This window comes from Sulfurimonas sp. ST-25, from assembly GCF_048079205.1.
GTDB lineage: Bacteria > Campylobacterota > Campylobacteria > Campylobacterales > Sulfurimonadaceae > Thiomicrolovo > Thiomicrolovo sulfuroxydans.
Genome location: NZ_CP182225.1, coordinates 1488988 through 1501907, shown reverse-complemented (window position 1 = coordinate 1501907; position 12920 = coordinate 1488988). Strand labels below are relative to the sequence as shown.

The window sequence follows — 12920 nt, the reverse complement described above, 5'->3', positions numbered from 1 at the left end:
GCTATCACATTTTTTTGCTATAATCCTTTATTCACAAAATATATTGAAGAAACTCTGATAAAAGTTGTATGTTTGTCGTTATAATGAATGACACAAATACAATATTGGTAAAGGTAAGACTGCAATGAGTGAAACAGCTCAACGCTTTGAAGTGCTGATAAAAAAACACTATTATATCTATGAACGCTACGGCGTCGATGTGACCTTCGCGCTTCTGCACCACAGCGAACCGTTGGACCTTCAGACCCTCGGCGGTTTTTTACGGCTCTCGGACCACCTTGAGAAGATTGATGACAATCACTACTTTATTGTCTTCGACTTTACGGACGCGGCCCGTGCCCACAAGGCGAGCCAGAACCTGCTCTGCAAGCTCGACGATCATTTCCGCAATGACACCACCTACATCGCCATGGACAGTTTCGATACGTCGAAAAACGCCCAGATCGTTCTCAGCCGCCTGCAGCAGATCCTTGTCGAAATTCGAAAATCCCCCCGCAAACGCATCGACAACGAACAGATCCTCGACGGCCGTACCTAAACGGTTCTTCCACTCTTTTTTCCGGTCACAGTGAATCAGCGCCGCCCGTGCGCTATGCGCCGAGGTCGGCGAGCGCCTTGAGCCCCTTGGGGGTTAGATAGGGGCGCATTGCCCCCTGAACATGCGTGAACATTCCCTCCACATTGTGTTCATCAAGCGGCGTGCCGAGGGTTTCGAGGAAGGGGATCCAGAACTGCGTGGCCAGCAGGGTCGTGTCGGCGAGGTGCTCGAGGACGTTGGCATACGGCGCCTCCAGGCAGCCGTTTTCCACGAGGTTGGAGAGCACGCGCACGATGCGTTCGCGGTGGGCCAGGTTGTCCCGGACATAGAGGGCTTTGAGCTCCGGATCGCGCGAGAGCAGGAAAAGCAGCTCGCGGTGGAAAAAGCGGTACGCCCAGTAGACCCGGCCGAGGTGCAGCATGTGCTCATGCAGCGCGCCGATGGAGCCGGGAAGGGCTTCCGCGGCCAGTTCCGTCTGGGCTTTCATCTCCTCGTAAAGGCGGAGGATAATCGCTTCGCGGTTTTTGAAGTGGTAGTGGAGGTTGCCGGGGCTCATCCCGAGCGACGCGGCGATATGGTTCGTCGTCGCGGCCTGCGTATTGCCCTCGTTAAAGAGCTTCAGCGCCCCGGCAAGGATTTTCTTTTTCGTTCCCATGGCGGCATTATACCGGCTTGGCGATCCCCTCGAGCTCGATGGTGATCTTCACCTTGTCGCTCAGTGCCACACCGCCCGCTTCGAGCACCTGGTTATAGGTCAGCCCGAAGTCGCTGCGTTTGATGCTCCCCTCCAGAATGATACTGCTGCGGGTCATGCCCCACGGGTCCTTGATGGTCCCCGAAACTTCCGCTTCCAGGGTGACGGTACGGGTGACACCGTGGATCGTCAGCTCTCCCGTCACACTGTCGCCGTCGAAGCTGGTCATGGTAAAGGTGATCTCCGGGTACTTCGCCACGTCGAAAAAGTCGGCGCTGCGGAGATGGTCGTCGCGTTTGGCGTTGTCCGTATCGACGCTGGCGCTCTTGATGGTGCCGGAGAGCGCTTTGAGCACTTTGCCTTCCAGGTCGTAGTTCCCGCTGAATTCGGCAAAGCGTCCGTTGACGTTGCTGATCATCATGTGGCGGATCTTGAAGCCGACGTTCGAGTGGGTCGGATCGACGTCGTACACGGCGCCAAGGAGCAGGGAAGTAGAGAGGGAAAGCGCCGCGGCGGCTCCCAACATGCGAGTGTAGATTTTCATTGCGTATCCTTTTTGGCATCTCCGGGCTCCGCAGAGGGGTCTTGGAGGTGTCTTTTAGTGTATTTACTCTAAAACTTTACTCTCTTTTTTCAAACATGTCAAGAGCAATTGCACTAACTTGATAATTTCTATCGAAAAAGGGCTGCAAGAACGCGAAATGCAGATGCTTTCCTATATTAAGGAGGGGCCATGTCTCAAGAAGCCGACTTCGAACTCAATAGGAAAGAACACAAGCCGCTGCAGGTCAATCCGATCAAGCATTCGCAGCCGATGGGGGCGGCGCTTGCCTTTATGGGTATCCGCAACTGCCTGCCGCTGATGCACGCCTCGCAGGGGTGTGCCTCCTATACCAAAGTCTTTTATACCAAGCACTTCAACGAGCCGATCGCGATGTACAACACCTCGGTCAGTGATATTACCGCCGTGCTTGACGGGGGAGATTACTCCATTCTGCTTGCCATCGACAATATCACCAAGAAGAGCAAGCTCAAGCCTGAACTCATCGGCCTGCACACGACGGGGCTGACGGAGACGAAGGGCGACGACGTCCGCGGGGTCGGGATGCATATCGAGATCCCCTACTGCTACGTCAATACGCCCGACTTCGAAGGGGGGATGGAGAGCGGCTGGGCCCTCACGGTCAAGGCGCTCGTCGACCAGCACACCGAACCGGCGACGGAGTGCAAGCCCAACAAGCTCGTGCTGATGCCGCATGTGGGCATCCAGCCCGGTGAGATCGAGAAGATCAAGGAGATGTGCGAGAACTTCGGTTTCGAGACCCTCGCGTTCCCGGATCTCTCTACCTCCCTCGACGGCTACCTCAGCGAGGGGCAGGGCAAACTGGCCACGGGGGGCATCGGCATCGACGATATCGTGGCCCTCGGCGATACGGAGACGGTCATCACCATCGGCAGCTCCATGAAAATAGGTGCCGAGGCGCTGCAGAAGAAGAACCCCGCCGTCTGCCACATCCATTTCGACCACCTGATGGGGCTGGAAAATAATGACAATTTTGTCGCGGAACTGATGAAGATAAGGCAGATCGATCCGCCGCCACTCGTGAAGCGCTGGCGCGGGCGCCTGCAGGACGTGATGCTCGACAGCCACTTCCTGGTCGGCGGCGCCCGTTTCATCGTGACCGGGGAGCCCGATGCGTGCATCGGCATCTGCGAACTGCTGCAGAGCGTCGGCGGTATTATCGATACCGTTGTCGCAACGACATACAGTCCGATTCTCGAGAAAATCGAGGCCGAACACATCTTCGTCGGGGACCTTGAAGACGCGGCGCAGCACTTTAAAAACGCCGATCTCGTCATCAGCAATTTCCATGCGGAACGATTATTGCATATGGATGACAAAAGCCATGCCGGGTTGATGCTGCGGGGCTTCCCGAATTACGAGGAACTCGGCAATCAGCTCAAGAACGATCAGCTTTACGAAGGAAGCTGTTTCTTTCTTTTCGAAGCGGCGAACACGCTGCGTCATGTCCGGCACGGCGAACACTAAACTGAATTGAAGGGGTCATGATGGGTGAAAGTACGAAGATCAGCGTCGAGAGCACCGGCACACTTGAAAACGCGATGAAAGTCGCCTTTGCGTCGAAGGATATGGAGACGGTCAACGCGCACTTCGGCGGAGCGAAGGAGTTTGTCGTCTACAACGTTTCCAAGGACGGCTATGAGCTCAACGGGGTGATCAAATCAGATACCAGCGGGCTGACGGGCGACGATAAGACCGACTTCAAGGTGCAGTGCCTTGCGGGGATCAACATCATGTACGTCGAATCCATCGGCGGTACGGCGGCGGCGAAGGTGATCCGCGCAGGCATCAACCCGATGAAGGTCCCGGACCCCCGCGCTATCGAGGAGATCCTGGACGAACTTGTCAAGATGATCAACGGCAACCCACCGCCGTGGGTCAAGCGGATCATCAACATGGAAACCGTCGAGGACCCGCGCCTGGCGCGCTGGGCCGTCGAGTAAACGGCACCAATACCAAAAAATTTCAATCTAAACGAAGGAAAACTATGACCGATACGGCACTTGAAATCAATGCATTCACCGAGGAGCTGATCCGTCAGCTGCGCGCGACGGACCAGTTCGGTAACTGGGCGAAAATGAGCGACGAAGAGTTGCTGACGAAAAAATACGTCAAGACGAAAGAGCAGCTCAAGGAGATCCCGATCATCGCGGATATCGACGAGATGCTCATCGGTGAGATCAAGATGATCTACAAAGCGATCGCCCTGCAGTTCGAACGCAAGACGGGTGTTATGTGCAATGTCGTTATGGAGATGAGCCACGAGGGCTTCGGACGCTGTATCGTCATCGCGGACAAGATCGTGCTGGTGGACAAGTACTTCAAAGATGCGCACCGCTTCAGCTACCGCACCCTCGACAAGCTGTACGAGGACGGGCAGAAACTGCTGGACAAAGCGTTCGACATTTTTGAACAGTACAAACCCTGCAAAGACAAAGCTTAATTACAACAAGGAGAGAGACACATATGGCAAACGTAGGTATTTTCGTCGGTAGCAGTACCGGTGCGACACAGGAAGTAGCGGAACTGCTCGAAGAGCAGTTTGAGGGAGCAGAGCTCATCAACATGGAAGAGGATTTCGACGATCTCGAGCAGTTCGACGATTTTGACGTCCTGCTGATCGGTTCTTCCACCTGGGGTCAGGGTGACCCGCAGCGTGACTGGGTTGACCCCATGATGGAGCTCGAGAGCGAAACGCCGGACTTCAGCGGCAAAAAAGTCGCCTTTTTCGGTGCCGGCGACCAGGACACCCACGGCGAGGAGTTTGTCAGCGCCCTGGTGAAGTTCAAAACCCTTTTCGCCCAGCTCGGTGCCGATACCGAATTCGGATACTGGCCGACGGAAGGTTATACCTATAAGTTTTCCGCTGCCGAGAAAGACGGTAAGTTCGTCGGACTTGCGATCGACAAGATCAACCAGGAAGACCTGACCGAAGATCGTGTCAGCAGCTGGGCCTCTCAGCTCAAACAGGAGATGGGTCTGTAGGACAAAGTTGTCCCTGCAGGCTCTCTTAAACGATTCTGTTGTCTAAAAACTAAAGAATCAAAATTGCAAATCACTTAGAAAGGATGAATGATGGGTACGCTTGAAGAGTTTCAATCGTTGACTGATGCCGAAGATTACTTTGATTTTTTCGATCTTGATTATGACGAGCGTTTGGTGTACGTCAAACGTTTCCATATCTTGAAAGAGTTCGGAGCAATGATGGATCGCGCCATCGGTAGCGAACTCGAAGGCGATGAGAAAATGCTCGAATACTATAAGTTCGCACTCATCACCGTGTATAAGAATTTTGAGAACGGCTATGCACCGTCCGCTGCGGACGTGTGGGATATGTTCGGAAAAGAGAGCGGTTGTGGCACGTGTTCAACGTCCGACAGCTGTAGCGACGTCGAGGAAGTGAGCAATGGGGTTCACGCCTGCACAAGCCAGGCGGATCTTAGCTTCAACTAACGAAGCCATTTTCACGTTTTTCCGGATTGCCACGGGTAAATTGCCAAAAGCGGTCCGTCATAACAGTTCAAAATATAGGAGGTAAGCCATGGATGAAAATAAAATGTCGACTGCTGACAGCAAAATGATATCCCCTTCAAAGAAAGATGCCATTCTTCCGGTTTTCCGGATCGGCCAGCGGGTCAAAATCACGAAGGCGATCCGTAACGACGGGACGAACCCGTTCCACCCGCGCGACGGTATCCTGATCGAACCTGGCGCCGAGGGTTACGTCACGAATATCGGCGATTTCCTCCAGGTTATCCGCGTCTATGACGTCAAGTTCATCGAGGAAGGCTCTACCTTCGGCTGCCGCGAAGGCGAACTGGTCGCCGTCGAAGAGGAAGACGGTTACGACGAGGTGGAGGACGAGCTGCGCTGGATCCGCGAACACCGTGCCAAGCGCGAAGCGGAAAAACTCGCCAAAGCTGCCGCAGAAAAAGAAGCTGCCGAACTCGCCGCCAAAGGGGCGCAATCCCAAGATGAAGGAGACATCGCCTGAATTTTGGGTATTGACGAACTTGATGCATCAGCCATGATGTAGCGAGGGATTAAACGAAGGAGAACAACATGGCAAACGTCATTTTTTGCGGATTTGGCGATGGCATGGACAAGCGTGTACAAGCCCGTACGGGCGACGTGCTTCTGCGTGTAGCGGAAAGTAACGGCGTGAAGATCCCGACCGAGTGCAAGGACGGGACGTGCGGAAGCTGTGCGGTAAAGATCGAAGATCTGAGCGTCGAAGAGACTATGAACCCTACGACCGAAGACTATGATGCGCATGCCCAGTCTTACTATATGGAAGACAAAGAGCTCGAGACACTGGTCGAGATGGCTGCGATCACAAAGAAAGAGGCGGAAGTTGCTCAGCAATTCAACCGTCAAACCCCTGTTCGCCTTGCATGCCAGTGCATTGTAAGAAGCGACATTATTGTTAAACCGTTCGAGTAAAAAAGGAGTATTGAATGACAACACGTGTAGAAATTATGAATGACTTCCTGGCGATCAACGTTAAGCCGGGTAAAACGATTCAGGACATTGTTGAAGCGTCAGGTTCTGCCCTGCCGTTTGGTTGCCGCGACGGCGAATGCGGGACCTGTGTGGTCTTCGTCGAGTCCGGTATGGACTTCCTCAGCGACATGACTGACAAAGAAAAAGCTGTCATGAAAACACTGAACGAAACCAGCCCGAAAGCACGTCTGGCTTGCCAGATGAAAATTGCTCAGCCGAACGGTCTTGTCCGCCTGAAGTACTAATTCTCCCGAAGGGTTTTCCCCTTCGGACTCCTTCTCTTCCTACATTTTCGAAATCCTTAGAACGCAAATTGCATTTTTTCGGCGATATGCACAAATTTTAGCCACATTTTCGTATCACATTTTTAGCAGCAGAGGTATGATTAGACGATGAAACAAGCTTTAAACCTCAAACAGAAACAGCTGCCGCGCCTCTCCATGCAGACATGGCTGCCGCTGTTACAGTGTTCGCTTTCGGACCTGGACAAACACCTGCAGGTCATCTCTAGCGAAAACCCCTGTCTTGAAGTTTCGTCGGGATTCGAAGTCTCTGAGAGCTCTTCGGACCGATCGCATCGCGCCTACATGGAGTACCAGAACCATGTCTCAAACGCCTCCAGCGACGAGATCGAGTGGCTGAGCGTCTCCGCCCAGTCGCTGTATGAAAAACTCGACGAGCAGATCGCCGCGCCGCTCTTTCCGACGCCGATCTCCCAGAAGATCGCCCGCCAGATCATCTACTACATCAACGACGAAGGCTACTTCGAAGGCTCCATCAAGGAGATCGCGCAGCAGTGCGATACCGATCCGCAGCAGGTGGAGAAGGTGCGCCAGCGTTTCGCCTACCTCGAACCCTCCGGTGTCGGTGCCAAGGATTACAAGGAGTCGTTCCTTTTCCAGCTCAACGAGGTTGAGATGGATGACGAACTGAGCATCCTGGTGAGCGCGATGATTACCCGTTTCGAGTCGATGGAGAAGTTCGTCAACCACCCGCGCCTGGGCGATGCGAAAGAGGTGATCAGCCACCTCAAGAACCCGCCGGCGCTGGAGTACATGGAGAGCGAACCGCCGGTACTGCCCGACCTTTATGTCGCGTTTGTCGGCGGGGAGTTCATTATCAAGATGAACAACGCTTTCTACCCCGACCTCAAAGTGACGCAGATCGACAAATACGACAATTTTGCCAAACAGAAATTCAAAGAGGCGCGCGAGCTCGTCAAACTGCTCGACCTGCGAAAGGCGACCCTTTACAACGTCACCCTGGTGCTGCTGGAGAAGCAGTACGCCTTCTTCATGGGCGGGGAGCTCCAGCCACTGAAACTTCAGGACGTCGCGGACGAGCTGGGCTTTAACGAATCGACAATCTCCCGGGCTATCAGCGACAAGTATCTGGAGACGGAGCGGGGGGTGTTCGCCTTCAAAGAGTTTTTCTCCAACGCCATCGGGAACGTTTCAACGGCGGAGATCAAACACTTCCTGGAGCGGCTGGTCAAAAGCGAGGATCATGACAAACCCTTCAGCGACAAGATCCTCCATGAGAAGATCGAGGCGCGTTTCGGGATCTCAATGGTGCGGCGCTCCATCGCGAAATACCGCCAGGAGCTGGAGATACCGCCCTTCAAAGAGCGGCGCTTTCTTTATAAGCTGGCCGAGAGCTGAGGCTCAGCTCGCCGGCGTATCGATGGCGGTGTAGTAGCTGTCGAAGTGCAGGGCGCGCTCGTCACTGTCGTTGTGGCGGAGGGCCGCTTCGTTGGTTTCGCCGGTACGGATCCGTTCGACTTCCAGGACCGGGGTGACCCACATCTTGCCGCTTCCCTTGCCGAGATCGCGGGTATTGCATCGGATCGCCTCTTTGGCTGCCTCTTTGAAAAGTTCGTTCGAGACGACGATGTCGAGACGGATGTTCTCATCGAGCTCGACCGGGCCCGCGTCATCGAACGCGACGCCGCCTTTTCCGATCACCTCACTGATGGTAACGCCCTCGATGGCGCGCTCTTTGAGCTCCAGTAATACGTCACTGAGGCAACTGCGGTTGAAGATGGCAGTCAGTTGGTACATGGCTGATCCTTTCATGGGGATTACTATAAACCCTGCATAAGATGTTCCCGATGTTACAGGGTGACATTTTTGTCATTTAAAATGTTTTTCGGCGGGGGGGCTCAACTGGAACGCCATTTGCATAATGGCCGGTAGAAATCTTTTTCAAAAAGGGGTCACAAAATGGCTAGAGATGATTTGATCGGCGGAGCACTCTGGGAGGAGTACTCAACCGAAGTACAGCGTAGAATGAACGATCCTATTAATATGGGTGAGCTGACCGAGGCCGATGCCGGCGAGGACAAACTCGTTATCGCCGATTTCGGTGCAGAGAGCTGCGGCGACGCCGTGCGCCTTTACTGGCTGATCGATCCGTCGACGGATACGATCAAGGTCAGCAAGTTCAAAAGTTTCGGTTGCGGTACGGCGATCGCCAGTTCTGATATGATGGCCGAACTCTGTATGGGCAAGACCGTCGACGATGCTCTGAAAATTACGAACATCGACGTCGAAAAAGCGCTCCGTGACGATCCGGACGTGCCGGCGGTGCCGGGACAGAAGATGCACTGTTCCGTTATGGCCTACGACGTTATCAAAAAAGCGGCTTCCATCTACAAGGGTGTCGACATGGAGAGCTTCGAGGATGAGTTCATCATCTGTGAATGTGCCCGTATCACTCAGGATACGATCATGGAAGTCATCAAGCTCAACAAGCTCAAATCCGTCGAGGAGATTACCGATTATACCAAGGCCGGCGGTTTCTGTAAATCCTGTGTCAAAGAGGGCGGCCACGAGAAGAAAGACGTCTACCTCGTCGACCTGCTCGAGCAGGCGCTCGAGGAAATGGCTGCCGAAGAGAAGAGCCGCAAGATCATCGAAGCAAAAGGCGACGGTACTTTCGAATCCATGGGCCTTGTCCAGAAGATCAAAGCGGTCGAATCGATCCTCGAAGAGTATATCCGCCCGACCCTCAAAGCGGACGGCGGCGACGTCGAACTGCTCGACATCGTTGAGAACGAAGGCAAATGGGACGTCCTGATCAAGTACCAGGGCGAATGTATGAGCTGCTCCATGAATACGACGACGACGCTGGCGGGTATCGAAGACATGCTCAACTTCAAACTCAAAGCCCCGATCAAGGTAATCGTTACTTAATGGCCTCATACGCGACCAAAGAAGGAACATTCGGCTACCTGAAACAGTTCCCGAAATTCAGTCGGGACTTCTACCGCTTCAACGGCGAGGCTTTCCTCTCGTCGATGGGGCTCGGGACCTTCCGCAAAGAGCCCTACCGCGAAGAGAACTATGTTCTCAACTATAAAGACGCGGTGAAGACGGCGGTGCAAAACGGCATCAACGTCATCGATACGGCGATCAACTACCGCTACCAGATGAGCGAGCGTGAGATCGGCGAGGCATTGGCCGAGCTTTTTGCAGAGGGCAAAGCGACCCGCGAACAACTGTTTATCACCTCCAAGGCGGGATTTATCCCCCTGGATTTCCCTTTCCCGGATCCTTACGAGTGGATCAACAAGCATATGCTCGAAGCGGGCCTCGCGACCAAGGACGACATTGTCGTCGACCAGCACTGCATGAGCCCCAAGTTCCTGCGCTGGAGCGTTGAGACCTCGCTCAAGAATCTGGGCATTGAGACGCTGGACGCGCTCTTCCTCCACAACCCCGAGACCCAGCTCGGCTACGTGGATTACATGACGCTTCGCCTGCGCATCGCCGAGGCGTTCAAGCTCTTTGAAGCGCTGGTGGCAGAGGGCAAGATCCGCCACTACGGCATTGCGGCGTGGAACGGCTTTTTGTACGAGGAGGGGCACACCGAGTACCTCAGCCTCAGAGACATCGTCTCCATCGCCGAAGAGGTCGGGGGTAAGGAGCATCACCTGCGCTTCCTGGAAGTGCCGTTCAACCTCGCCAAAACACATGCGTACAGCTACGCCAACCAGAAGGGGCCGGACGGGCGCTACTATACGCTGCTGCAGGCGGCTTACGGCTACGGGCTGCAGTGTTTCGCGGCGTCGTCGCTGCTGCAGATGAACCTTTTCAAAGGGAAGTTCGACAGCCGTCTCCGCGAGCTGCTGGGCACCGGCGAACTCACGGATATTATCAGCGCGCTGCAGTTCGCCCGTTCCGGGGGGATCCTGAGTGCGCTCTTCGGTGCCGTCGATCCGCAACACGTCGAGGACAACCTGCTGCTCGCCTATGTGCCGCAGCTGCCTCAGGAGACGGTGCAGCGTGTCGTAAAGGGTGAGTATGCTGTATGATGTGATCGTCGTCGGAAGCGGGATCGCAGGTTTGCATGCAGCACTTTTTGCCAAACGCGCGGGCTGTCACGTCGCGGTCCTGACCAAGAGCAACCCGTTCCGCTCCAACTCCGCCGTCGCATCCGGCGGCATCAATGCCGTCATCAACGTCAACGAATACGATTCGGTCGAACGCCATGTCAGCGATACCTATGACGGATCCGACGGCCTTGCCAATCTCGGGAATATCCGCAAAATGTGCGCCCAGGCCCCCGAGATCGTACAGGAACTCGGTGAGATGGGCGTCGGTTTCGATACGGACGAATCGGGGGCGTTCGCCCAGCGCCCCTTCGGCGGGGCCAGCGCGAACCGTACCTGCTACATCGCCGACCGGACGGGTTCGGCCATCGTGCAGACCCTGCTGATGCAGTGCCGCAACGAGGAGGTGCACATCCTCGCCAACCACAAGTTCCTCAACATCTGCAGTTTCAAGGAAAAGCTCTCCGGCGTCACCGTGCTGCGGCGCCGGGACTCGCAGGTGATCGCTTTCGCCTGCAAATCGCTTATTCTTGCCGGCGGCGGGTACGCGGGGATCTTCCGCGGGCACTCCACCAACGCCCAGGAGAGCTCCGGTGACGTCATTGCGGCGGGGCTGCGGGCGGGCCTGCGCCTCTCCAATATGGAGTTCGTGCAGTTCCACCCGACGACGCTGGCAACAAATGGTTCGCTGATCAGCGAAGCGGCGCGGGGCGAGGGGGCCTACCTGGTCGACGAGACGGGCACGCGCTTCACCGACGAACTGCAGACCCGCGACAAGCTCTCCCGCGCCATCACCGAGCACATGCGCGAGGGGCATACGGTCTACCTCGATTTTCGCCATCTCGATGAGGCGCTCATCGATGCCAAGCTCCCTTCGGCACGGAAAATGGCCCTCAACGGTGCGGGGATAGACATCACCACCGAGCTGCTGCCGATCACCCCGTCTGCGCACTACACCATCGGCGGTATCTGGACGCGCGACGACACCTCAACGGATATGCCGGGGGTCTTCGCCTGCGGCGAATGCGCCGTGACGGGGGTCCACGGGGCGAATCGCCTCGGTGGAAACTCCCTGCTGGAAGGGGCCTACTTCGGCCGCATGGCCGGGATTGAAGCCGCACGCTACGCCCGCCGCCGGGAGTTCCGGCCCATCGACTACCGGGATGTGGACAAAGAGAGCCGGCGCGTGGAGCTGATCCTCGACGGAGACAACCTCTACAATATCAACGCGATGCGCAAGAACCTCGGTGCGTCGCTCTTCCGCGACGCGGGGGTTTTCCGCAGCGAAGAGACGCTCTCCAGCGCGCTGGAGTACTCCCACTACTTGATGGGTCGAAAACACGGGCTGCACTGCATTCACAAGGAGCGCGACAACAATGTCGAGCTGGCCTCCATTTTGGAGTTCGAGAATGCGCTGACCATCGCCGAGGCGATGATCCTTTCGGCGCTCAAACGCAAGGAGAGCAGGGGGGTGCACTACCGCGTGGATTACCCCGAGCGCGACGACCGCTATTTCAATGCGGCCTCCTACATCAAACTGATCGGGCGCGATTACCTGAAGATCTCTTTCGAGCGGGTCGTGCGGGGCGGTTTATGGCATCATACTAAAAAGGTTCTGGCTTCCATCAAAGTCTGAGATCCATCTAACAACAAAGGAAAAACAATGGCAAAAGTAATGTTAAGAGACAACGGGGACGGTCAGATCCTCTTTTACGTGGCAAAAAAGGACATGGAGGAGATCATCAAGGAGCTGGAGTTCGACAGCGATGAGAAGTGGGGCGGGAACGTCAGCCTGACCAACGGCGACGTATGGTACATCAAGCCGGGGCCGAAGAACCTCCCCGACGAAGTCGACGCAAAGATCATTACCCGCGGCGAGGACTAATTTCCATATTGCGGGCCTAGTGCCCGCCGAACGCCCTCTTCATGCGTTTGATGCTCGACTGCTTTTTCTTCAGCAGATCCACCGTACACTCTACCTTACCGGCATCCATTTCTTCATACAGGTCAAAACTGCCGATATGCTGCGAGAGCAGGTCGTTGATGCCTTTGTCGCTCTGCGCATCTTTGAGTTTGCTGCAAAATGCCGTGTCGGCACTGTCAATGAACTGAACTTTTCCGTCGGAAAAGATGATTTTTGTGGTCAAGGAACACCTCGTTAGTAAGATAAACACGCAAAATATTACCACATAAAAAAGTAAATTGATCAAATAATATACAAATTAATTTCTTCACATTATAAAAAATATGCTATAGGGTTTTACGCCCC

The 12920-nt window shown here is 55.1% G+C and carries 18 protein-coding genes; 14 read left to right on the top strand and 4 right to left on the bottom strand.

Translation table 11 applies throughout. The annotated features are described in order from the left end of the window. Positions 1-124 precede the first annotated feature (124 nt). Positions 125-538, top strand: coding sequence for a hypothetical protein (locus tag ACM66T_RS07685; RefSeq protein ID WP_231018270.1), 414 nt, complete (start codon positions 125-127; stop codon positions 536-538). Positions 539-590: 52 nt separating this feature from the next. Here ACM66T_RS07685 and ACM66T_RS07680 read toward each other — a convergent pair whose 3' ends face one another. Together ACM66T_RS07680 and ACM66T_RS07675 are read right to left on the bottom strand one after the other, a co-directional pair. Next, positions 591-1193 (bottom strand): TetR/AcrR family transcriptional regulator, encoded by a 603-nt coding sequence (locus ACM66T_RS07680; RefSeq protein ID WP_231018268.1) that lies wholly within the window; start codon positions 1191-1193, stop codon positions 591-593. Between the two features lie 7 nt (positions 1194-1200). Then, positions 1201-1776, bottom strand: coding sequence for a YceI family protein (locus tag ACM66T_RS07675; RefSeq protein ID WP_231018267.1), 576 nt, complete (start codon positions 1774-1776; stop codon positions 1201-1203). A 189-nt stretch (positions 1777-1965) separates the two neighbouring features. Between ACM66T_RS07675 and nifN the strand changes: the two genes are divergently transcribed. The 9 genes from nifN to rpoN all read left to right on the top strand — a co-directional run bounded on the left by nifN (position 1966) and on the right by rpoN (position 7979). After that, a complete protein-coding gene (gene nifN, locus ACM66T_RS07670; RefSeq protein WP_231018265.1) occupies positions 1966-3282 on the top strand; it encodes a nitrogenase iron-molybdenum cofactor biosynthesis protein NifN in 1317 nt (438 codons plus the stop codon). A 20-nt stretch (positions 3283-3302) separates the two neighbouring features. After that, complete coding sequence (gene nifX, locus ACM66T_RS07665) at positions 3303-3758, top strand: nitrogen fixation protein NifX (RefSeq protein ID WP_231018263.1); 456 nt, start codon at positions 3303-3305, stop codon at positions 3756-3758. Positions 3759-3802: 44 nt separating this feature from the next. After that, positions 3803-4258 carry a NifX-associated nitrogen fixation protein gene (locus ACM66T_RS07660; protein ID WP_231018261.1) on the top strand — a complete coding sequence of 152 codons (456 nt, stop codon included), beginning with the start codon at positions 3803-3805 and terminating at the stop codon, positions 4256-4258. 23 nt (positions 4259-4281) lie between these two features. Continuing rightward, entirely contained in the window at positions 4282-4800 is a 519-nt protein-coding gene (locus ACM66T_RS07655) for a flavodoxin (protein ID WP_231018259.1), read from the top strand. Positions 4801-4890: 90 nt separating this feature from the next. Further along, positions 4891-5268, top strand: a complete 378-nt coding sequence (locus ACM66T_RS07650) for a nitrogenase-stabilizing/protective protein NifW (protein ID WP_231018258.1) — start codon at positions 4891-4893, stop codon at positions 5266-5268. An 88-nt stretch (positions 5269-5356) separates the two neighbouring features. Next, entirely contained in the window at positions 5357-5809 is a 453-nt protein-coding gene (locus ACM66T_RS07645) for a nitrogen fixation protein NifZ (protein WP_231018257.1), read from the top strand. A gap of 68 nt (positions 5810-5877) precedes the next feature. Next, positions 5878-6258 carry a 2Fe-2S iron-sulfur cluster-binding protein gene (locus ACM66T_RS07640; RefSeq protein WP_231018255.1) on the top strand — a complete coding sequence of 127 codons (381 nt, stop codon included), beginning with the start codon at positions 5878-5880 and terminating at the stop codon, positions 6256-6258. A gap of 14 nt (positions 6259-6272) precedes the next feature. Further along, entirely contained in the window at positions 6273-6563 is a 291-nt protein-coding gene (locus ACM66T_RS07635; RefSeq protein WP_231018254.1) for a 2Fe-2S iron-sulfur cluster binding domain-containing protein, read from the top strand. A gap of 147 nt (positions 6564-6710) precedes the next feature. Continuing rightward, positions 6711-7979: an RNA polymerase factor sigma-54 gene (gene rpoN, locus ACM66T_RS07630; protein WP_416768249.1), complete on the top strand. Its 1269-nt coding sequence runs from the start codon at positions 6711-6713 to the stop codon at positions 7977-7979. 3 nt (positions 7980-7982) lie between these two features. On the opposite strand, the gene ACM66T_RS07625 is transcribed toward rpoN, so the two are convergent. Further along, positions 7983-8378 (bottom strand): P-II family nitrogen regulator, encoded by a 396-nt coding sequence (locus ACM66T_RS07625; RefSeq protein WP_231018251.1) that lies wholly within the window; start codon positions 8376-8378, stop codon positions 7983-7985. 162 nt (positions 8379-8540) lie between these two features. Between ACM66T_RS07625 and ACM66T_RS07620 the strand changes: the two genes are divergently transcribed. The 4 genes from ACM66T_RS07620 to nifT are packed head-to-tail and all read left to right on the top strand — an operon-like array spanning position 8541 to position 12536. Beyond that, on the top strand, positions 8541-9512 hold the full coding sequence (locus ACM66T_RS07620; RefSeq protein ID WP_231018249.1) for an iron-sulfur cluster assembly scaffold protein: 972 nt from the start codon (positions 8541-8543) through the stop codon (positions 9510-9512). Then, a complete protein-coding gene (locus ACM66T_RS07615; protein WP_231018248.1) occupies positions 9512-10633 on the top strand; it encodes an aldo/keto reductase in 1122 nt (373 codons plus the stop codon). Before ACM66T_RS07620 ends, ACM66T_RS07615 begins: the two co-directional genes overlap by 1 nt. Continuing rightward, complete coding sequence (locus ACM66T_RS07610; protein WP_416768246.1) at positions 10623-12287, top strand: L-aspartate oxidase; 1665 nt, start codon at positions 10623-10625, stop codon at positions 12285-12287. The genes ACM66T_RS07615 and ACM66T_RS07610 overlap by 11 nt, the downstream gene beginning before the upstream one ends. Before the next feature lie 27 nt (positions 12288-12314). Further along, a complete protein-coding gene (gene nifT / locus ACM66T_RS07605; RefSeq protein WP_231018245.1) occupies positions 12315-12536 on the top strand; it encodes a putative nitrogen fixation protein NifT in 222 nt (73 codons plus the stop codon). Between the two features lie 16 nt (positions 12537-12552). Here the strand turns inward: nifT and ACM66T_RS07600 are convergent, their stop codons facing one another. Further along, entirely contained in the window at positions 12553-12798 is a 246-nt protein-coding gene (locus ACM66T_RS07600) for a hypothetical protein (protein WP_231018244.1), read from the bottom strand. Positions 12799-12920: the final 122 nt, after the last annotated feature.